The sequence below is a fragment of the Vallitalea pronyensis genome (genome assembly GCF_018141445.1).
In the GTDB taxonomy this organism is placed as follows: Bacteria; Bacillota; Clostridia; order Lachnospirales; family Vallitaleaceae; genus Vallitalea; species Vallitalea pronyensis.
On the sequence record NZ_CP058649.1, the window covers coordinates 3,758,006 to 3,779,722 of the forward strand.

Sequence of the window (21,717 nt, forward strand, 5' to 3'; positions counted from 1 at the left end):
TTATACTTAGTATACAACCCAATGACTTCTAATCCTATAGGAAAAATCATGGGATACTTAAACAAAATCCAGTAATACCAACGAAACATTGACGAAGCATAGAAAACGACTTATACTGTACCTATATGTAAACGGAAATTGGGGATTAGCTTATGGATAATCAAATCAGCATTTATAATCAAATATTTGACCATTTGGAAATTGAATTAAAAAATGTAGGTCATACATTATGTGACCATTCTTGGTACAGTCATCAATCATATTTTGAATATGACAGTATCGGCCTTGTATTGGATGGTCAGATTTGGATTCAATACGACACCACAGAATTTGTTGCACAAGCTGGCGAACTGTACTATATTCCAGGTGGGCACATACAGTCTTTCCATACCCACCAATGTTCCACTGCAACGAAATACTGGTGTCATTTTTCTGCCCTTTTAAGTGGCAGCCGTTTATACGATTTTATTCATATGCCCAACCATGTAGCCTGTTCCAATATGGACCTATCGGTTAATCTTTTTCAAACCATGTTAACGGCTTTTCGTGATAAGGCAATTGGTAACCGTTTATTGTACCAAAGTAAATTATTAGAACTTATACACTGCTATACCCATCATCATGTGGACACAATCAGTTTAAAAAACAACCAATTAACCAATGATATGCATCATATCATCGCCTATATCGAAAAAAATATCAGCAATCCCCTTTCTATTAAGGAATTAGCTGATATTGCAGGTTTTAGTACGAACTATTTTATTGAATTATTTAAACGGTACTTCCATATTACGCCACATCAATATATCATTAACCAGAAGATGTCCATGGCAAAAACCTTATTAACATGTACGGATTTAACCATTAAAGAGGTCAGTACACAACTTGGCTTTTCATCACAAAACTATTTTTCTGAGATATTTAAAACCCATACCAGCTATTCTCCATCTCTATATCGTAAGTTACAACTCAGCTAATAGCATAATTGGTACAAACTGTATAATTTTAACCCGTACAAAAGCATATGGACCGCTTCCTATTTGGCCAAGTGCTCTTAAAAACGATTATGATTAGCCACCATCTTAAACAACTGAGCATACTGGGATTTTTTTCGATAAAAAACAGGAGGAAAACCAATGGGGGCGTCTATAACATGGTCACCGCCTTTGTAATCGGATCCCGTCCAAAAATGTATCCAATCATCCTCTGGCAGATAAACAGACCACTCTGTTATATTCGGTTCATAGACAGGAGCAACCAGTATATCCTTGCCAAATAAATAAGCATATTGGATATCATACACTTTCTTATCCCTTTCATAGTGCATAAAAAGTGGTCTCTGGAGAGGTAACCCTTTCGTCACCGCTTCATCCATTAAATCGTCAATATAGGGCTTTAATGCCACATGGATAGCTGTCATCTTAGCTAAATGTTTGATGGTTTCATCATCATCATAATATTGAAAGTTTTGTTCTGGCCGATTGCCTTCATGGGTACGCATCAAGGATGTGAACACCGCCATCTCTGTCCAGCGCTGAAACAACTCTTTCGTTCTGATATTTCCATGTAAACTGGTATAGCCTCCAATGTCACTATGATGATATGGGTTCCCTAAAATACCTGAGGACAAAGCAGCTGGCAGAACCGATGCTAAACCATCATGTAACGACCAATCAACAGACTGATCCCCTGCCCACAATGCGGTACAATACCTCTGTAAACCATGCCCTCCTGCACGCATAAAGTAGAACACTTCACCTATTTTACCCGATTCCTCAATGGCTTCATAATTACACTTTGCCCATAACGCAGGCCAAGCGTTATGCATAAGCATAGCGGGAACACCGTTCTTTAAGCAGCAATCAATGGGCAGATATTCGCCAAAATCTGCCATCCAACCGCCTAAACCAAGGTCAATCAAATTTTTCTTAATCACATCTTTGTACCATTCAAAAGCATCTGGATACGTGAAATCAACAATACCACAATAAAATTCGCCAAAGTCCACATCATATATATCCCCATTAGGTCTGGTAGCCAAATAGCCTTTTTCCTTAGCATAGGCATACAACCCACCATCATTAACCACATATGGATTGATGTAACCCATCACTCGAATACCCTTTTCTTTTAATGTAATAATGAATTTATCCAATCCAGGATAACGTTTTGGGTCCCATTCCCAATTCCATCTCAACCGTTTTCCAAAAGAGGTTATATTAATCCCTTCCCAATCTTGACACCATAAACCGCTGACCTTGATACCGCTTTCTAAGGCTTGATCGAGATATGTGGAAACTTGATCCGTTCCCCCTTGGACACCTAATATGACGCCATCCCTTGTCCAGTTAGGTAACTTGGGTAACCGCCCTGCATAATCCGTAAACTTCTCCGTAAGCTCTAAATACGTCTTTCCCGTTTCAAAAATAATGGATTTGGGTATATCCCAAACCTGTAATTCATGAAAATCATCATATTGAAAATTAAAATCTGCATAGGCTGTTGTCTCAACATGACACCAATATTTCTTAGTTGATATAAAAGTGGGCTCTGGATAATTAGTCGTATAATAATCGCCACCTGCCTTGTCTCGTGTATCTGCCAACCAGGTCACATAAGTTGATTTATCACGCCCCACACCTGGTTCTGATGTCCATAGTGGAAAATGCCTGCCTCGTAAATTAAAGTAGGACATCTGTTCACCACAACCATATACTTTCTCCTCTTTGTCAGCATGTAACCGAATCCAAATACGATTAATCGGTGCTTCACACTCAATAAAATAGATAGATAAACGATTGTCTTTCTCTATTAACGATAACGTTAAAGCACCACAAGAATCACCTTCATATCGCCTAAATGTAATGTGATTGTTATGGATGTGGTAATACTTTAAGGGTGTACGCTCAATAACATAATCCTCAACCTTAAAGTTACCTCGATACATGGCCATACGTTCTTCACCATAACCTACATAGATGGCACACTTGTCAATCGTATGTTTCATTAAACATTTCTTTTGTAAGTATAGCTCAAAACCTTTATTCTTTTCTACAATTTTCATATGACACCCCCACATAAACTTTTCAATTGACTAGCCCTTTACAGCGCCAGCAGACATACCAGCAACAAAGTACCTTTGGAAGAACACATACATCAGTACCATTGGAAGAGACGCTATCACAACCCCTGTAAATAACATTTGATAATCGATAATGTATTGTCCTTGGAAATCTAGTAATGCCAACGTGATAGTCTTTTTACTTTTCTTCGTGATAAATAATAGTGGATATAATAAGTCGTTCCAGTGAATTACAAATAAAAATATACCTGCTGCTGATAAAGATGGTAGCGATAGCGGCATGACAATCCTAGAATAGATTTTCCATTCACTTGCACCATCTACTTTGGCAGCTGCAAATAAATCCCGATGGATAGAGCGCATAAATCCTGTTAGTATAAGCACCACCACTGGTAATGTTGCTGCTATATTCACTATGACCAAGCCTGTTAATTTATTTTTTAGGCCTAAGTCCGTGATCAGATTATAGAGAGGAATCATGTTTACTTGAGGAGGCATCATTAAACCAGCAGTAAATAATGCAAAAATAATTCCCCCTATAATTTTATTGGACCTGATAACAAAATAAGCAGCAAAACTTCCAAAAAGTAATGTAAAAAAAACAGAAGAAAGTGTTGTCTGAATACTATTAAGAAAATAGATTAAGAAATTATCTTCTATAAAGATGGTGATATAATTATCCAAATTAAAACTTTTAGGTAACCCTCCAATATTTTGATACAATTCAGCTGCGTCTTTAAAGGTTGCTAGCACAACAATGGAGATCGGTAAAATAATGCCTAAACCATACATGATTAATATCATATTTTTAAGTATCTTTTGCTTCATTTCTTCTCCCCCCTATTGTACGTCATAGCGATTCACAATTCTAAACTGCATAAAAGTGATAGCGCCGATGATGACCAAGAACATGATGGATTGAGCAGCGGCATAACCAAATTTATAACTTCTAAAAGCCACATTATAGATATTGGTGGCTATAATCTCCGTCGCATAATTTGGACCCCCTCGTGTCATGGTATAAATAAGGTCAAAGGCTTTAAACGTCTGAATCGTCGTATAAGCAACAACAATGGTTGACGCCGGTGCAATTAAAGGCCAAGTGACTTGTTTAAATGTTTGCAGACGTGAGGCTCCTTCTATTTTAGCAACCTCAAAAAACTGAGAAGGAATCGCTTGTAAACCTGCTACAAAAATGACAATCATTTGACCGACATGGAACCAAGCTTTAACAATAGCAATAGAATATATAGCGAAGCTTTGATCGCCCAGCCAATCTCTTATGAGCCACCCTAACCCGACACTTTTTAACACTTGGTCAATGGGTCCACTTTGAGGCGCATATAGAAAACTCCATATAAAACCAACAGACACAGAGGCTAATATGGCTGGAAAAAAGTAAAGTGCTCTTAAAAAAACATTGGTTTTCGTATTTTTGACTAAAAGTATGGCTAAAAACAAGGACACAACGAATTGTAGAATGGTAGCTGACAAACTAAATTTAATATTATTCGTGAGTGACTTAACAAAAATAGTATCTTTTGTCCATAGATTAATAAAGTTTTTTATACCAACAAATTCGTACGTAGGTGAAATACCGTCCCAATCTGTCAGCGAGTAAAACAATGATAATACCGTAGGGTATAAGTAGAAGAAACCATATATAGCTAAGGCAGGAATTAAGAAAAGCCATATTTTTCTGTTTACCCTCATAAAAATCCCTCCTCAAAATTCACATTAATGTCTAGCTCAATAGAACGAAATTGTAACGTAACTGATTCTGTTTAGAAGGGGCTGTCTCATACACGTCAATATCACGCTAATGACTGTTTGTACATTTGCATAAGACAGCCCTTAATTTTTAAACTATCTGCTTAGAATTTCATCAATTAATTTTTGCGCCTTTTGAGCCGCTTTTTGAGGTTCCGTTCCCCCTATAACATCTTGAATGGATGCAATGACAGCATTTTGAACGTCTTGGTCCGTTATAAAGAAACGAGGTTGTGTACGTGTTGTTCGAGGCCCCCACACCTCACCTATTTCTTTTAACTCTTTTGAAGAATAATCCACATCTTTTAGTGTTAACTGTTGACCTGACGCTTTAGCATATTCGCTTGCATTTTCTTTATCGGTTAAGAAATCAATAAACTTCTCTGCTGCATCCTTTTTGGACGATCGTTGATTAATACCTATTAAGAATGTTGCGTTATGTATACCATCCCAGACTTTTTCACTTTCAGAAGCTGGATTTGGTGAGATAATACCTAATTCTAAATCTGGATTCTTGGATAGAATACCCGATATAGCATAAGAACCTGTTGCCAGCATGGCTGCTTCTTCACTTGCTACCATGTTAATACCATCTTGGTGTTTTAATGAATTAGCACTTGCATTAAAATAGCCTTTTTCATTTAATTCATTAAACCGTTCTAATGTCTGTACCCACCAATCATCGGTTATCTTAGCTTCTCCAGTTAATACACGTCCCCATATTGCCTCATCAGGTTCTAGATTCATCATCAAACTGTTCATGAATTGTCCAGGACCGATATCGCCTCCAGGAAATGCAATAGGAACGTAACCTGCAGCCTTTAATTTCTCACAAGCTCCTATCCAACTGTCCCAATCTTTCATGGTTTCTTCAAAATCCACCCCTGCTTTTTCAAAGGCTTTTTTATTGTATACAGGTTGGTTGTAAACCAATTGGAAGGCTACAGCATATTGGACACCATTATCAATACCTGACGTAATGAGAGCTTCATTAAACTTTTTCACAAAACCATACGAAGATAAATCTTCAAATAAGTCTGCTTTTCTAATGGTATTGAATTGAGCGCCAGGGAAGGATGTAAACACGTCCCCCGCTTCACCATCTTGCAGAATTGTATGGGCTGTTGATTGATATTGCTCAGAAGGATATATGGTTTGTTCCACGGTGATATGTGGGTATTTTTCATTGAACTTTGCAATGATGTCATCAAAAGCTTCCTTATCTTCTCCACGCCAATGGACAAAACTGATGGTTACTGGTTTTTCTGAGCTTTCAGCCCCAGTCTTTGATGTGTCCTTTTCTTTTGTTCCACATGCTGACAGCATGGTTAAAACAAGCAAACAAATAAGTAATAAACCCGTAATCTTTTTCATTTAAAAATCTCCTCCTTAAATTTATATACTGTCATTTATTTAACTGACATAGTTGACTCTTGTGTTCTCACCTATTATGCCTACATATGCGTCTTGTCTCATCAACTTCGTGTTCTCTGAATGAACCAGCAGCCACTTATTTTTTTTAAAAAGCAACCCTTCTTCATAAGTATGCACACCTCCATTATAATTGATTGGACTGTTGGTTCCTTCTGGTAAAATAATACTGCTTTTGAACCCTTTTTTATGTACTTTACAAGGTGCAAAATGTAATGTCGTTGCGTAGAGCTCTATAGCCGTTTCTTTTGGCACAAATACGCCTACGACATTTTCAGAATGATATTGCTTCTCTTTTATGTCTTGAACATGGCCCAGTAATAACACCAAATCCGTAATGGCTAGAACAATTTCTCGTCCTTTATGGTATTCTAAACCATTAAGCTGTGTATTTTGGCCATTACAATACCCTATTTGAATAGGCATCCCCCCATAATATCCATGCATTAAATGTTCAAAAAGAGCAGTATGTTCCATTTCTTGTATGGCAGGTAAATACCTGTTACCTTCTTGTGGTATAGCCGTTTTCAGATGCATGTAATCAATGAGTTCTGAAAAATCATAACCTGTTATCATCCGACCATACGGCCTTACACTTGACTGGGTAACATGCATCATACGGATATGCTGGTTCTTATTCTTGATCGTCTGGTACATGATACACCACCCATTATTTTATTGTTTCAAATCCCATGATCTTAGAATAAATGTCAAAGGGTTTGCGAAATTCACCATAAACCATGACCACATGGTGTGCAACACCCGTATCAATGACTTGATTCAATGCCTGTTCAATGTGCTTCTCAAATCTTACTTTAGCATAAGTACCTCTTAATAATTTTTCCATATGTAATGCTTCTCCAGCAGCCATATAAACACGTGTTTTACCTCTTGCGGAATCCATACGGAAACAATTAATAGGACCTGCTTTCAGTACAAAATCAGCTGTAACCCCTTTCCCACCAGCAAAATACGTATCAAGACTACAGTTGCATGAACCATCCCAAAGGTTACAAGGTGCTACACCGCAATGCCACATAAGGGCATAGTTTTCTTCAACGTTCACTTGTGATAAATCTGCTAAAAAAGGCGTTTGTGCACCAATTGCTTTTGCTGCAATCATGGTTAAAGTCCCTTCTACATCACCTTCACACCCCAATATGTATCCCTGTGATTGTAGAACCGACATGGCTGCACAAGGTGATATGCCATATCTTTCAGCAAACTCTGGCCAACATCGTATCGCCAGTCCTGTTAGTTTATGTTCATCAACAAAATCTTTCATCGACCCAGTTAACCTAGCTACTTTTTCTAATGTATCTTTTGATAAGGTTGACACATCAAATTGTTCCTTTATATCCTCTAAACATTGGTTGATGGTTGTATCCGATACCTTCCTATCCCAAATGGCGGCTAAGGGATATTGGTCTATTAAAATACCTAAATCCTTGAATAGCCTTAACTCATCAATACCTAAGTTAAAAAAGCCATGGGCATGGTGTCCCAGCAAACCTAACCGTGCATGTTCTACTGCCGCTTTTATTCGAATTGCATCAATCCAATCATGGTCAACAGAATCACCAATGATGGTATGATAGGTATCGTTTCCTGATTTGTATAAGTTAGAAGCATTCAGATTCAGACCACATACTGCATTCAATCGAATCTTTCCACCATCATAAGGCAGTTCATTAAACGCCCATAGGAGTATGGGCTTTGCAACGATCTTATCGATAGTAAGAGCTAAATGTCCTAAATGAAACGTGCCACTAATGATGATAACACCATCCACTTGTGATGAATCCAGTTGATTCGCAGCTACCTCTGCATCTTCAACCTCAATAACCAACGGTTCACAAATCACCCATTCCACATCCGCAATTGCTTTTAATTCTTCTTTTCGTTTCTGATAAATGTCCAAAGCTGCTCGATGATCAAAGGTCTTACGAGCCAAACAAAGAACACCTAGTTTAATGAATTGTTTCAAGTCATCACCTCTTGTATTTTTACTCGGTACAGGCATAAATTCTATTTTATAACCAATTAGTTAAATCTTTTAATTATTTGTCTAGTTATATTCTATAATGTATGTCCTTTCATGTCAACCAATATTTTATATTTTACCTAATAATTATTTTTAGTTATTTGTTTTCATGGTGGATTTACACAGATAACTTGTTTTATTTGCCATTTTCTTGACATATTTTACAACTTCACCTATGTCACTTAAATATATCATTCCCCTTCCTAACGGATGTGGCTCTTTATCATTTATGATTTATAAAAAAAGGATAACATGTAAAGATACTAATACAGCTTTCTTTGACTTATTCGATTTTCCTTACATAAGATAACGGCTCCCATTCTTATTAATTAAACCTATTGATAAATTAGTCGAAATACCACCATTATAGGGACTTGAAATTTTCATCTTCTATTTTTTGAACGGTTTTGAAGGCGTTACTTAAAAAGTCGTGTTTATGTTCTAATCCTTCCGTAAAACCTGTATGTAACCACCTATCTACCATATCCATTGCTTGTTGAGGTGCTATGAGCCATCCACCCATGGTAAGCACATTGGCTTGATTAATCACTGAACACATTTTTGCTGAATAACTGCCTTCAACAACTGCTGCATAGACCCCTTTAAACTTATTGGCAATGATATTCATGCCCATACCTGTTCCGCAAAAAAGAATGCCTTTTTCATAAGAGCCCGATTGTATTCTTTTTGCCACTTCTGGAGCAACTTCATAATAAGCTCGAAAATCTTCACTGGTTTGCATACCCACATCTTCCACATCATAGCCTAAAGACACCAAATAGGTTTTCACTTCTTCTTTTAATGGAAATCCAGACTTATCTGCCCCTATAACAATTTTTTTCATGATATGTGCCTCCTTGTTTGTTGATATTTATGTTTCATTTGTAAAACGTCTTTCACTGCTTCTGCAATAGCTTCTGGCGTCATCTGATATTTTTCCATGAGAAAATCCATTTTCCCCACTTCTCCAAAGTGATCCCTTACACCAATTCGTTTCATGGGTACTGGATGGTTTTCAATCAATACTTCTGCTACGGCACTACCTAGACCATTAATGATATTATGATTTTCAGCCGTTACAATAGCACCCGTTTCTTCAGCAGCTTTTATGATTGCATGCTGATCAATAGGCTTAACGGTATGGATATTGAGAACTCGGACCCTTATTCCTTCTGCTTCAAGGTTTTTAGCCGCTAACAAGGCATTTTTAACCATTAACCCCGTAGCAATGATGGTTGCATCACTTCCTTCTTGGAGGGTATCTGCTTTACACCAATTAAATGTATAACCCTCATCAAATATTTTTTCTGTTTTCTTCCTAAATAATCGTATATATACAGGACCAATATGTTTCACTATATAAGGCATTGCCTGTGTTAGTTGCTCATTATCCACAGGTTCAAATATAACCATGTCTGGTATGTTACGCATAATACCTACATCTTCAAAACTCATATGTGTGCCACCATTAAGCTCTGCTGCAACACCAGGATCACTACCCATGATTTTCACATTCAACCCTGCATAAGCAACAGAAATTGTAATCTGGTCAAAGCATCGTCTTGTAGCAAAAGATGTAAAGGAATGGGTAAATGGGATTTTACCAAAAGCGGACAAGCCAGCTGCAACACCAACCATATTGGCTTCTGCCACCCCTACATCAACGGTTCTTTCAGGAAACCTCTCTTGAAAAGTCAAGGACTTAGCAGCTCGCATCAAATCTGCTTCAACCAAAACAATGCGTTCATCTTTTTCTGCCAAATCCATTAACTGCTCTGTATATACTTCTCTCATTTCCCTTGATTCTAAAGACATATTAAACAACCTCCTTTTCATCCAACATCGCTATAGCTTTTTTCCACTCTTCCTCAGATACGGGCATATTATGAGAACCCACTTTGCCTTCTGCAAAATAAGCTCCTTTACCTTTGATGGTTTTTAGTATAATCATGGAAGGCTTCTCTTGTTGATCTTTTGCCTTTTCTATAGCGTTTATTATTTCTGGAATGTTGTGACCATCAATCACCTGAACATGCCATCCAAAAGCCTCCCATTTTTTATCCATGGGTTCCAATGAATTAATATCATGGGTATAGCCATCAATCTGCATTTGGTTATAATCCGTAAAAGCGATGACATGATCTAACTTTTTACTACCAGCAAGCATGGCTGCCTCCCAGATTTGACCTTCTTGGCTTTCGCCATCGCCAATAAGCGTATAGATATAGCATGAATGATGGTCCATCCTAGCACCTAGTGCCATGCCAATAGCCGCAGAAAACCCCTGTCCTAGAGAGCCTGCCGTCATATCGATACCTGTGGTTCGAATCATATCACAATGACTTGGCAGGTTGGTATTGGAGCGATTAAGGGTATGAAGCAAGTCTTTGTCGAAATATCCCTTATGTGCTAAAGCAGCATATAGCGCTGGTCCACCATGACCTTTAGATAGTATAAAACGATCTCTTTCTTGCCACCTAGGATGCTTTGGATCAATGGCCATTACATCAAAATATAGTACCGAAAGGACGTCGCATATGGAAAGACATCCACCAATATGGCCTACTCCCAATTCACCAATCATTTCAATGGTTAATTTTCTTAACGTTTTTGCATGTTCTTCGAGTGCTTTAATTTTTTCTTGATTCATGTAAATCACCTTCCTATCAAATAATAACTAAAAAACAATTATCCTCATTTCCATAAGCTCTTAATAAATTTGAACAAATCTACCAATGACATAAATTGATGTTGCAATAATAATGGTGGAAATAATGGTTAACACAACACCTGCCTTTGCCATGTCTTTGATGGAAAAATAGCCTGCTGAATAAGGTATGACATTGGTTGGTGTGGATGTCACCAAAATAAAGGCCAAGGACGATGTTAACGCTGCTGGTAGTGCCATGGCTAATGGGTTTATACCCAAGCTTTCTGCCAGGGCAATCATAATGGGTATAATGATTGTTGCTGTAACAGTGTTACTTGAAAAAACGATTTTCAGCATGGAAATGATAAACACAATTGCCAGAATCTGAATAAAAGGATGCACACTGCCTATATTTCCAAGAAGTACCACAGAGAGCCACTGTGCAGCTCCAGAATTATAGAGCATCATGCCAAGGGATATGCCAGACACAACAAGAATAATACCACTCCATGATATATCCGGTTCAATATCTTTCCACTTGATTTTTGATACACCAGGAAAGAAAAATAAAGCGGACGTTATCAAGACAGGCATGGAGATAGGAATACTCATACCTAACCATTTTTCAAACAATGATGAGGTAACCCATAGCACAGCCGTTAATACAAAAATAGTAACGGTAATCTTTTCCTCCCTATCCATTTTGGGAAGTGCCTGATACTCATCTTTTAATTGTTCTTTACTCTTGGATAATCTTTTCATTTCCGGCTTAAAAAAAAGTAGTATTATACCCCAAGTGGGTAATAAAAGTAAAAATGCAGAAGGTATTCCAAAAATCATCCAATCCATAAAACTCACATGAATACCTGCCATCTCCCTTAAGAATCCTACAGCAAGAGGATTAGGACCAGCTCCTGCCGGTGTACCAATACCCCCTACAATAGAGCCCCAAGCACAAGCAATCATTAATGCCTTACCAAAATTGCTTTTTAAGGGCGTTACTTTTTCTTCTTCTAAGATACTTCTACCAAGTGGCATTAACATGGCCGCAACAGCCATGTTCGTAATCCACATGGATAATATGACACCAACCATCAGAAAACCAAGGATAATAAAGTATGTATGATTACCTGTCTTAGATAGGATAAACATTGAAATTCTTTTTCCTAATCCCGACCTTGTAATGTACGCTGATAGAATCAATACCCCTATAAAAAAGATTATGATATCGTTGCCAAATCCCGATTTTACAATAACCTTAAATGTATCAACCTTAAATAACGCCATCATGGCTATACCCAACAGTCCTGTAATATGAAATGGAAGGGCTTCCGTCATCCATAAAACAAGAGCAAATAACAGCACAGCCATAGCCGTTTGGCCAGCTTTAGTTAAGGTTGCATCACCTACATGTGCCATGGATTCAGGTATGGTTATGTTCATAAAAATCAATGCTATTAGAAGTGCCAGTACTATGTACAAGATGTTTTTTTTCACAACTAAACTTTCTTTCATGTTATTGCAATCCCCCTGTTAGAATCTATCTTCATTGACACTTTCTAAACTACTGCATCAATATGTTTTGTAATATGCTTCCTACTTGTCGAGGTCTTTTTGCAACAAATGCACCAGCATCTTCAAGGGCTTTGGTTTTACTTTCAACAGAACCCTTACCTCCTGTAATAATAGCACCTGCATGACCCATTTTTTTACCTTTTGGAGCTGTTCTACCACCAAGGAAAGCCACTAGCGGCTTCGTTAATACCCCTAGTTTAATTGCCGTTGCAACCTCTTCTTCCATGGTTCCCCCTAGTTCACCAATGATCACCACAGCATCCGTTTCGTGGTCTGCCTCATAGAAAGGGAGCATTTCAACAAACCTTGTTCCTGGTACCGGGTCACCTCCTATTCCCATAAGTGTTGATACGCCAAACCCAGCTGATACAACCATGGATGTGACTTCATTGGTTAGTGAACCACTACGTGTCATGATCCCTATACGGCCAGGTTTATATACTCGTTCAATCCAATATGGAAAGAATCCCATCATGGCTTTTCCAGGTGATATGACCCCTGAAGTATTTCCTCCTATCACATAAGCTGATGCTTCCTTGGCCCTTTGCCTTATTTCAAGGGTATCATGCAATGGAATGCCATCAGCCACAGTGACGATTTTTTTAATACCTGCATCTAAGGCTTCTAGAACCGCATCCTTTGTAAATCTTGGAGGAACAAATAACATGGAAGCTTCAATATCATGTCGTGCGACAGCTTTTCGAACCGTATGATAAACAGGAATATCCTCCACCAACTGGCCCTCTTTGGAAGGGGTAACACCTGCTACAATACATGTACCCATGGCCTTCATATGCTTCGTCCAATAGCTGCCTTCTTTTCCCGTAATACCCTGTACCAATATTTTTGTACCTTTGTCAATAAAAATACTCATGATAATGCCCTCCCCTCTGCAATAGCAACAGCCTTTCTAACCGCTTCCTCTGTATCAAATATACATTCAAGCCCTGCGTCGGATAAAATTTTGACAGCCTCTTGTTCATTGGTACCTCGTATACAGGTTATGATAGGTCTATCCGGTTGTAGTTTTTTTATGGCTTCCACCACACCTTTTGCCATAACATCTGCTCGTGCAATGGTCCCAAAAGTCACTATCAAAATAACTTTTGACTGATTGCTTAAACACAGTTCCATGGCTTCTTTTGCTTTTCTATAATTAGGTCCACCAAATTCTAAATAGTTGGCAACCGTTCCACCTTCGTCATGAATCAAGTCGTATACCGTCGTTGTTAATCCTGCACCTGCACACATAAGACTTATATCGCCATCAAATTGAATATAGGGTATACCTTCCCGTGCCGCTTCATATTCAATATCACTCTCAAAATAATCTCTTGTCTTCGTAAATGTTTTCTGACGATACATGGCGTTATCATCGAGACTTATTTTCCCATCACCTGCTATACAATGGCCATCCTTTGTCACAAACAAAGGATTAACCTCAACTAATTCTGCATCATACGTTTTGAAAATATGGTACAGTTTTTCTATCATACCCATGACTTGCTTAGCTGTTTGGCCATCTAATCCTAGGCTATAGGCCATGTTTCTGCAATGATACGGCTGGATACCTGATGTGATATCTACCTTTTCCATGATTATTTTATCCGGTGTATGGATGGCAATGGATTCTATATCAACACCACCTTCACGACATGCCATGATTAACACTTTTGACTCTACTGGGTCAACTGTAATGGATACATATAACTCCTTATGAATGTCTATGGCTTCTTCTACTAAAATACGATTGACATGATGAGGTGACTTAAATAGAAGGTTAGCCTTTTCATTGGCGGCATCTAGTCCATCTGCAAATTGTATTAACCCCGCTTTTCCTCTCCCACCTTTTAACACTTGAGATTTGAGCACACAAGGTGTACCTGTTTTTTCAATGGCTGCCTCAATATGGGAAGCATCATCTAATAAATAACTTTTAGGAATACCAATACCCACTTCTTGAAATAACGCTTTTGCCTGATACTCAAATAATTTCATTTTATTTTCCTCCCAAACGAATCCTACTCCGCTTAACTTTGGTACTTCAACCAGAATTCTCCCCATATTTCCTCATCAGTGGGTTTCATTGGCTTAATAGGGTAAGAAACCCATGTTACATTAATAAAATGTTTGTAGTTAATGTTTTCTGTTGTAATATTGCCGCCCCATGTGCCACAGCCTAGAGTCGTGGTAGAAGGCATTCCATTAAAGAAATTCCCTCCATTTGCTGGTGCTTGGGGTTGCCTAATCATAATACGGCTTGATTTCATCTCAATGGCCAGCTTTTGAATGTAGTCTTCATTAAAGGTATGAATCCCACAAGAATGTCCCATACCTGCTACATGGGTCAGTCTAATAAGCATATCTAACCCCTCGTCAAAGGCAGTGTATTTCCATATGGTGAGAACAGGAGACAATTTTTCTTCAGAAAAACGTTCTTTTTCAATGGGTAATTCTCCTTCAACTAATAGCATTCTAGTGGTTTGAGGGACAGAAATACCTGCGTCTCCCGCTATTTTCTTAGCTGATTGAGCAACAATTTTAGCATTAAGGGATATATGTCCTTTTTTATTAGGCACCCACATCCAGTCTTGAAGCCTTTTTTTATCATCTTCTTCACATAAATAACCATTATTTTTCTTCAATGCGTCCATGACCTGATTATAAATACTTTCATGAACAATAATGGCATTCTCTGAGGAACAGGATGTGGCATGATCAAATATTTTACTGATGGTAATTTTATGTACCGCATCTTCTATATCAGCATCCTCAGCAATGATTTGTACCGAATTACCTGGTCCAACACCATAGGCAGGTGTACCACTTGAATAAGCTGCCTTAACCATAGCACCACCACCTGTGGCTACAACCAAATCAACGTCTTGCATCAGTTGTGTGGTTAATGCAATGGTTGGTTCTTCAATGATTTGAATCAAGTCTTCTGGTGCACCTACTTTTTTTAAACCTTGGCGCATAAAATCAATGGCCATCTTAGAACATTTTTTAGCTTTTGGATGAGGTGCAAATATCACCGCATTTCTGCCTTTGAGAATAGATAAAACATTACTGGCAGGGGTAGCTGTGGGATTGGTCACAGGTGTTAATGCACCTATAACGCCCATTGGTTTGGCATACTTATAGATACCTTTTTTTTCTTGTTTTTCAATGAGCCCAACAGATTGAGCACCTTTGATATCCTTTAATACACCCATGACTTTCACTTTATGCTTTTTGATTTTGTCACTGACCATGCCCATACCTGTTTCCCTTACTGCCTCTTCTGCTAATAGCCTAATATTGTCATCTTTGTAAACTTCCCACCCAACTGCAAGGCAAACATCATCAATTTCTTCCTGTGTATACCTTTCAATGCTCTTCTGTGCTTCTCTTGCTTTTTTCATTAATACCTTTACAACGTCTTGACTACTATCCATAAATCGCACCTCCAAATTTATTTTGATACAGAACAAAGAAAGTTTCCTTGACGCATATGAAAACACTTCTATTTCATATACTAAATTCAGAGTACTTTCCTATATGAAAAACAAGCGACTACGTCGCGTCTTGCTAAACAAGTTGCGTTAAGAAAGTATCCTTGATGCATATGAAAACGCTTCTATTTCATATGTTATATTAGAGAACTTTCTTACTAAAAATTTGATTAATTAACTTTATTAATCAATTAGATAAAAATTTTTACTGCTTGAACTTTGATTATATGTATACATTAGTTAAACTTTTTAATCAATAAGATAATATTAAGAGCATACATTTGCTGTCTCATTGTCTACAATGTAAACGTTATGCCCCACCCTTCTTGTAGAAAAGTTCTGTCACCACTAAAACCACACCACCAATACACCTTTTATTATCCAGTATACTGGCTTGTATGCGATTGGTAATATTATCAAAGTTCCCGTATTTTTCTATTTCATGAACGATTTTATCGAGGAATTCTTCATCCTTAAAGAGCTCACCATAGATCACAATCTTATAAGGATCAAACAACTTTATCATATTGACCATACCAATTCCAAGGTATTCCCATACTTTATTGATTTCTTTTACAATCTCTGTCTCTCCTAATTTATAGGCTTCCATGATTGCTGCTTCATCAATGTTTTCTTTATTACCCTCTACAAGCTTATACAATATTGGCAATACCTCTTTGGAAAATGCATTTTTCATATCTTGTATGATGGCTCGCGTAGAAGCCACTGTTTCCAGACACCCTCTTTGTCCACATTTACATTCCTTACCAGAGATATCCATAATCATATGACCCAGCTCACCAGCGTTATTGTACGTACCTTTATAGATTTCTTTATTGGTAATGGTAGCGGAACCAATCCCCGGCCCATATTTGATAAAAACCATGTTCTCAATGTCTTTATTTTTTGTTAACTCCATTTCTGCCAGTGCTAATGCTCTTACATTATTCTCTACAACGACAGGTAGCTTCAATCCATCTGATAAGATACCTTCAATATCCACAGGTGTTTTCCATAAGCCATATGCCCTTTTACTTATGCCTTTTTTACTATCTACAATACCGACGATTCCTACACCTACACCCAATACATCATTTTTTGAGATATTCATGTTCCATAGCATTTCCATGGTTATTTCAATGATCGTTTTCATCACCTGATTAACGGACATACCATTAATATCAATGTCCTTATACTCCACCAATTCTAATTTTAAATTCGATATACCAATACTAAGAGTCCCAGGCTCAATATTAACACCAATTGCATATTTATAATGCTTATTAATTTCTATAAAAACTTTCTTTCTACCCACTCGCAGGGTTTCTTCCATCTGACCTGTTTCCCTAATACATCCATCTTGTATCATTTCATTGACTAAAATCGTTACTGAAGCAGGTGTCAACTTGATTTTCTCAGCTATATCTTTTCTAGACTTTTTACCTTCTTTCAATTGATTCAGGATTAAAGTCCGATTATTTATTTTGACATCACTCATATTAGCACCAGAAGATCTTTTCATTTCATTCACCTTTTTCTATCGTATTAACAATTCTATGTTTATCATACACTACTTACAACATAAAATCAATATTTAATTAACCCTTTTAATTATTTTCTTGTTGACTAACTTTTTTTCACATCATTTTATTTTGCTACGAATCATATATATACCCATCCCCTAACTCATTAAATAGCTTCAAACCATTCACCTAAACTTACTTACCCCAATAACAATCTTATCTCTTTCCCTACAACCTCTACTGCCCTAGGCTTCTCTATCTCCCCATAAGTCCACCCAAATCCATCTCCTTTGTAACGTGGAAATACATGCATATGATAATGCCCTATATCATTAAACACACCACCATTTTGCATCATGCTATAACCATGTGGTTTATACCTCTCCCGCAACACCCTAACTAGTCTTCTCGACATATCCATAATCCCCCAAGCCTCATCATCAGTTAACGCATCCCCATCTAACACATGTCTCTTAGGTACAATTAATATATGCCCCTCATTAATAGGCTCAATATCCATAAAGCAGATTAATAAATCATCCTCATACACCTTAACAACATCAATCTCACCTCGAACCACTTGACAAAAAATACACGTCTCTGCTTTACACATCATATCCCTCCATTTTTTCAGTTCATTTACATATTTTTTCTTTTACTAGCTATACATTAAACATCTTTAAACGTCAACTTTCTAGCCCAGTAGCTAACAATGTAGGATGCATTAATCATGTGATTTCTAAATGGTTGTTAGATGTTCTTAGTGAACGAAACACCCTATTTCGTTAAAAACCTTAAGTGTGTGACTAACAGGAGTTTTAAGGTTTAGAAATAGGGTGTTTCGTGAACTTAGAACATCTTCAACGATTTAGCTTGAACGGATTAATGCATCCTACATTGTTAGCTACGGACTATAACCACACTACTAAAAAAAATACCCATACACTAACCTAGCATATGGGTATTCTACATCTACAACCTATAGTTCTATCCTATCAATTCGAAGCCCTAATTCATCCAACTGCTTCTCCTCAACCTCACCTGGTGCATCTGTCATCGGACATGACGCATCTTTCACTTTAGGGAATGCAATCACGTCTCTAATGCTCTCTGAACCTGTCATCAACATCACAATCCGATCAAGACCATAAGCCAAACCACCATGAGGCGGTACACCATACTTGAATGCATTTAACATGAATCCAAAACGCTCATAAGCATCTTCCTTACTAAACCCAAGAGCAGCAAACATCTTTTCTTGAATATCCCGTTGATGAATCCTAATACTGCCTCCACCAAGCTCACAGCCATTAAGCACGATATCATAAGCAATAGCTCTTACACGACCTGGATCTGACTCAAGATATTGTAAATCTTCCTCCATAGGCATGGTAAAGGGATGGTGCATAGCTGTAAAACGGTGTTGATCTTCATTCCACTCAAGTAAGGGGAACTCTGTTACCCATACGAACTTATATACTTTATTATCTAAAAGATTAAGACGATTAGCTATTTCAAGTCTCAAGTTACCAAGTGTACTATAAACCACACTGTTCTTATCCGCACAGAATAATAATAAATCACCTGGCTTTCCATTCAACGCTTTCACAATACCTGCTAACTCTTCTTCCGTAAAGAATTTAGCTATAGATGACTTGTAGGTACCATCTTCATTAATCACAATGTAAGCCAATCCTTTAGCACCAAACGTCTTGGATAAGTCCGTTAATGCATCAATCTGTCTTCTAGGCAAGTTACCTAGACCTTCAGCATTAATTCCTCGAACACTTCCACCACTTTCAATAGCTCCTGAGAATACTTTAAAGCCACAATCTTTTACAAGCTCTGAAATATCCACTAATTCAATACCAAAACGCAAATCAGGTTTATCGGAACCAAACCGATTCATTGCTTCTTTGTATGTTAAGCGTTGAATAGGTAATTCAATGTCCACATCCAACGTATCCTTGAATAACTTGTGAAGCAACCGCTCGTTAACATCGATTACTTTCTCTTCATCCACAAAGGATAACTCCAAGTCAATTTGAGTAAACTCTGGCTGTCTGTCGGCACGTAAATCTTCATCACGGAAACATTTTACAATTTGGAAATACCGATCGTAGCCTGATAACATTAACAATTGCTTGAATATCTGTGGTGATTGAGGTAATGCATAGAAGTTACCTTGATGTATACGACTAGGTACGAGATAATCTCTTGCACCTTCCGGTGTACTCTTCGTCAGCATAGGGGTTTCAATCTCAAGAAATCCCTCGTCACTTAAGAAGTCCCTTGTTGCTTTTGCTACGTGGTGTCTCATGACCATTTTACGCTGTAAATCTGGTCTTCTAAGGTCTAAGTAACGATACTTAAGCCTTAGATCCTCTTTAACATTACTGTCTTCCTCAATATGGAATGGTGGTGTCTCAGCCTCGGATAAGATTCTTAATGAAACTGCACTGATTTCAATGTCACCAGACTTTATGCTTTCATTAACTGCACCTTCACGTTTTTGAACGGTACCTTCCACAGCTATCACATATTCATTACGAATGGTTTCCGCTTTCTTAAAACCTTCTTCTCCAATATTGCTGGCATCAAATACTATTTGCATAATGCCTGATATATCTCTTAGATCAACAAAGATTAATTTTCCTAAATCTCTTCTTTTTTGTACCCATCCCATAACCGTTACTTTTTCACCGATATTCTTAGCGCTTACCTCCGTACATTTATGAGAACGTATTAAACCTTGCATTGATTCGCTCATGATATGACCTCCTTTTGTCTTTTCTATTTTTATTTTAATTTAATCTATGATATAGATTAGTTACACCATTTCATTCCTATAAGTCATGCCAGTATAGACCTTCTATTGCTCACAAACTTGTTCTTTCATAAATACAACCAGTTGATCAATCTGTACCTCTGTCACATCACCATCTTCCATGTTTTTCACTCGCACGTTATTCTCAGCAATTTCATTATCACCAATAATGACAGAATACTTGGAACCTATTTTGTTTGCATATTTCATTTGTGCCTTTACACTTCGGCTCATCAAGTCGGTTTCAGCAGATATGCCATGCTCTCTTAAATCATTCACAAGTGCAAAGGTTGTTTTCATAGCATCATCACCCATAGCACCTAAGTAAATATCCCGGCTAGGTTCAAATGCCATAGGACCATTAACAGCTTCCATGGTCATGATTAGCCGTTCAATACCTGCTCCAAATCCAACGGCTGGTGTTGGCTTACCACCGCATTCTTCAATGAGTTTATCATATCTTCCACCACCACATACCGTACCTTGAGCACCAATATCCGTAGAAATAAACTCAAATACGGTCCGGGTATAATAATCAAGTCCTCTTACAATCCAAGGGTCTACCACATAGTCAATACCCATGGCATCCAGAAGCTGTAATAAACTTTCAAAGTGTTCTTTACATGCATCATCTAATTGATCTTTTGCTAATGGTGCATCTTGTAACACTTTTTTACAATCTGGATTCTTACAATCTAGAATACGTAATGGATTTTTTTCATAACGCTCAAGACATGTTGGACATAGTGTGTTCATGTGCTTGTCTAAAAAAGTTTTTAATGTAACGTTGTATTTTTTTCTACACTCTGGCCCACCTAGACTATTGATATGAAGTTGAACATTATTGATGCCAAGTCGCTTAAGCATATTAGCACCTAAGGCAATAACCTCTGCATCTGCCGAAGGATGCTCTGACCCAAATAATTCTACCCCAAATTGGTGGAACTGGCGATAACGCCCTGCTTGTGGTCTTTCATAACGAAAAGCTGGCGTAATATAAAATAATTTAGTAGGTTGAGCATCACCGTACATTTTGTTTTCCAAATATGCCCGCACAACACCTGCTGTCCCTTCTGGTTTGAGGGTAATGTTGCGATCACCTTTATCTGTAAAACTGTACATTTCCTTTTGAACAATATCCGTTGTTTCACCTACACCTCGTTGAAATAACTCCGTATGCTCAAAAACAGGTGTCCTAATTTCATGAAATCCAAAATTTCTACATATATCATTCACGGTTTGTTCAAGATATTTCCAAGTACTTAGATAATTACCATAGATATCTTTTGTACCTCTTGGCGCCTTCGTTAACATTGCATTC

General features: G+C 37.7%; 18 protein-coding genes. 1 reads left to right on the forward strand and 17 read right to left on the reverse strand.

Annotated features, from left to right (window positions below; genetic code table 11):
* The first annotated feature begins 152 nt into the window (after positions 1 to 152).
* Positions 153 to 977, forward strand: a complete 825-nt coding sequence (locus HZI73_RS15870; protein ID WP_212694359.1) for an AraC family transcriptional regulator — start codon at positions 153 to 155, stop codon at positions 975 to 977.
* Positions 978 to 1,054: 77 nt separating this feature from the next.
* Here the strand turns inward: HZI73_RS15870 and HZI73_RS15875 are convergent, their stop codons facing one another.
* The 17 genes from HZI73_RS15875 to hisS form a co-directional block, all read right to left on the reverse strand.
* Positions 1,055 to 3,064, reverse strand: a complete 2,010-nt coding sequence (locus tag HZI73_RS15875) for an alpha-glucosidase (protein ID WP_212694360.1) — start codon at positions 3,062 to 3,064, stop codon at positions 1,055 to 1,057.
* 30 nt (positions 3,065 to 3,094) lie between these two features.
* A complete protein-coding gene (locus HZI73_RS15880; protein WP_212694361.1) occupies positions 3,095 to 3,910 on the reverse strand; it encodes a carbohydrate ABC transporter permease in 816 nt (271 codons plus the stop codon).
* A 12-nt stretch (positions 3,911 to 3,922) separates the two neighbouring features.
* A complete protein-coding gene (locus tag HZI73_RS15885; protein WP_212694362.1) occupies positions 3,923 to 4,795 on the reverse strand; it encodes a carbohydrate ABC transporter permease in 873 nt (290 codons plus the stop codon).
* Between the two features lie 153 nt (positions 4,796 to 4,948).
* Positions 4,949 to 6,226, reverse strand: coding sequence for an ABC transporter substrate-binding protein (locus tag HZI73_RS15890; RefSeq protein ID WP_212694363.1), 1,278 nt, complete (start codon positions 6,224 to 6,226; stop codon positions 4,949 to 4,951).
* A gap of 39 nt (positions 6,227 to 6,265) precedes the next feature.
* The gene (locus HZI73_RS15895; RefSeq protein ID WP_246552184.1) at positions 6,266 to 6,940 is read right to left on the reverse strand and encodes a DUF4867 family protein; all 675 of its coding nucleotides are present in this window, start codon (positions 6,938 to 6,940) and stop codon (positions 6,266 to 6,268) included.
* A 13-nt stretch (positions 6,941 to 6,953) separates the two neighbouring features.
* Complete coding sequence (locus tag HZI73_RS15900) at positions 6,954 to 8,270, reverse strand: L-fucose/L-arabinose isomerase family protein (RefSeq protein ID WP_212694364.1); 1,317 nt, start codon at positions 8,268 to 8,270, stop codon at positions 6,954 to 6,956.
* A gap of 421 nt (positions 8,271 to 8,691) precedes the next feature.
* Complete coding sequence (locus tag HZI73_RS15905; protein ID WP_212694365.1) at positions 8,692 to 9,171, reverse strand: RpiB/LacA/LacB family sugar-phosphate isomerase; 480 nt, start codon at positions 9,169 to 9,171, stop codon at positions 8,692 to 8,694.
* Entirely contained in the window at positions 9,168 to 10,142 is a 975-nt protein-coding gene (locus HZI73_RS15910; protein ID WP_212694366.1) for a transketolase family protein, read from the reverse strand. Before HZI73_RS15910 ends, HZI73_RS15905 begins: the two co-directional genes overlap by 4 nt.
* A gap of 1 nt (position 10,143) precedes the next feature.
* Positions 10,144 to 10,977, reverse strand: coding sequence for a transketolase (locus tag HZI73_RS15915; protein ID WP_212694367.1), 834 nt, complete (start codon positions 10,975 to 10,977; stop codon positions 10,144 to 10,146).
* A 60-nt stretch (positions 10,978 to 11,037) separates the two neighbouring features.
* Entirely contained in the window at positions 11,038 to 12,492 is a 1,455-nt protein-coding gene (locus tag HZI73_RS15920) for an SLC13 family permease (RefSeq protein ID WP_212694368.1), read from the reverse strand.
* 49 nt (positions 12,493 to 12,541) lie between these two features.
* The gene (gene sucD / locus HZI73_RS15925) at positions 12,542 to 13,426 is read right to left on the reverse strand and encodes a succinate--CoA ligase subunit alpha (RefSeq protein WP_212694369.1); all 885 of its coding nucleotides are present in this window, start codon (positions 13,424 to 13,426) and stop codon (positions 12,542 to 12,544) included.
* Complete coding sequence (locus HZI73_RS15930; RefSeq protein WP_212694370.1) at positions 13,423 to 14,550, reverse strand: succinate--CoA ligase subunit beta; 1,128 nt, start codon at positions 14,548 to 14,550, stop codon at positions 13,423 to 13,425. Before HZI73_RS15930 ends, sucD begins: the two co-directional genes overlap by 4 nt.
* A 32-nt stretch (positions 14,551 to 14,582) precedes the next feature.
* Positions 14,583 to 15,989 (reverse strand): aldehyde dehydrogenase family protein, encoded by a 1,407-nt coding sequence (locus HZI73_RS15935; RefSeq protein WP_212694371.1) that lies wholly within the window; start codon positions 15,987 to 15,989, stop codon positions 14,583 to 14,585.
* A 367-nt stretch (positions 15,990 to 16,356) separates the two neighbouring features.
* The gene (locus HZI73_RS15940; protein ID WP_246552546.1) at positions 16,357 to 17,568 is read right to left on the reverse strand and encodes an ROK family protein; all 1,212 of its coding nucleotides are present in this window, start codon (positions 17,566 to 17,568) and stop codon (positions 16,357 to 16,359) included.
* 200 nt (positions 17,569 to 17,768) lie between these two features.
* A complete protein-coding gene (locus HZI73_RS15945) occupies positions 17,769 to 18,185 on the reverse strand; it encodes an HIT family protein (protein WP_212694373.1) in 417 nt (138 codons plus the stop codon).
* A 363-nt stretch (positions 18,186 to 18,548) separates the two neighbouring features.
* A complete protein-coding gene (gene aspS / locus HZI73_RS15950) occupies positions 18,549 to 20,339 on the reverse strand; it encodes an aspartate--tRNA ligase (protein ID WP_212694374.1) in 1,791 nt (596 codons plus the stop codon).
* Positions 20,340 to 20,441: 102 nt separating this feature from the next.
* Positions 20,442 to 21,710, reverse strand: a complete 1,269-nt coding sequence (gene hisS, locus HZI73_RS15955) for a histidine--tRNA ligase (RefSeq protein WP_212694375.1) — start codon at positions 21,708 to 21,710, stop codon at positions 20,442 to 20,444.
* Positions 21,711 to 21,717: the final 7 nt, after the last annotated feature.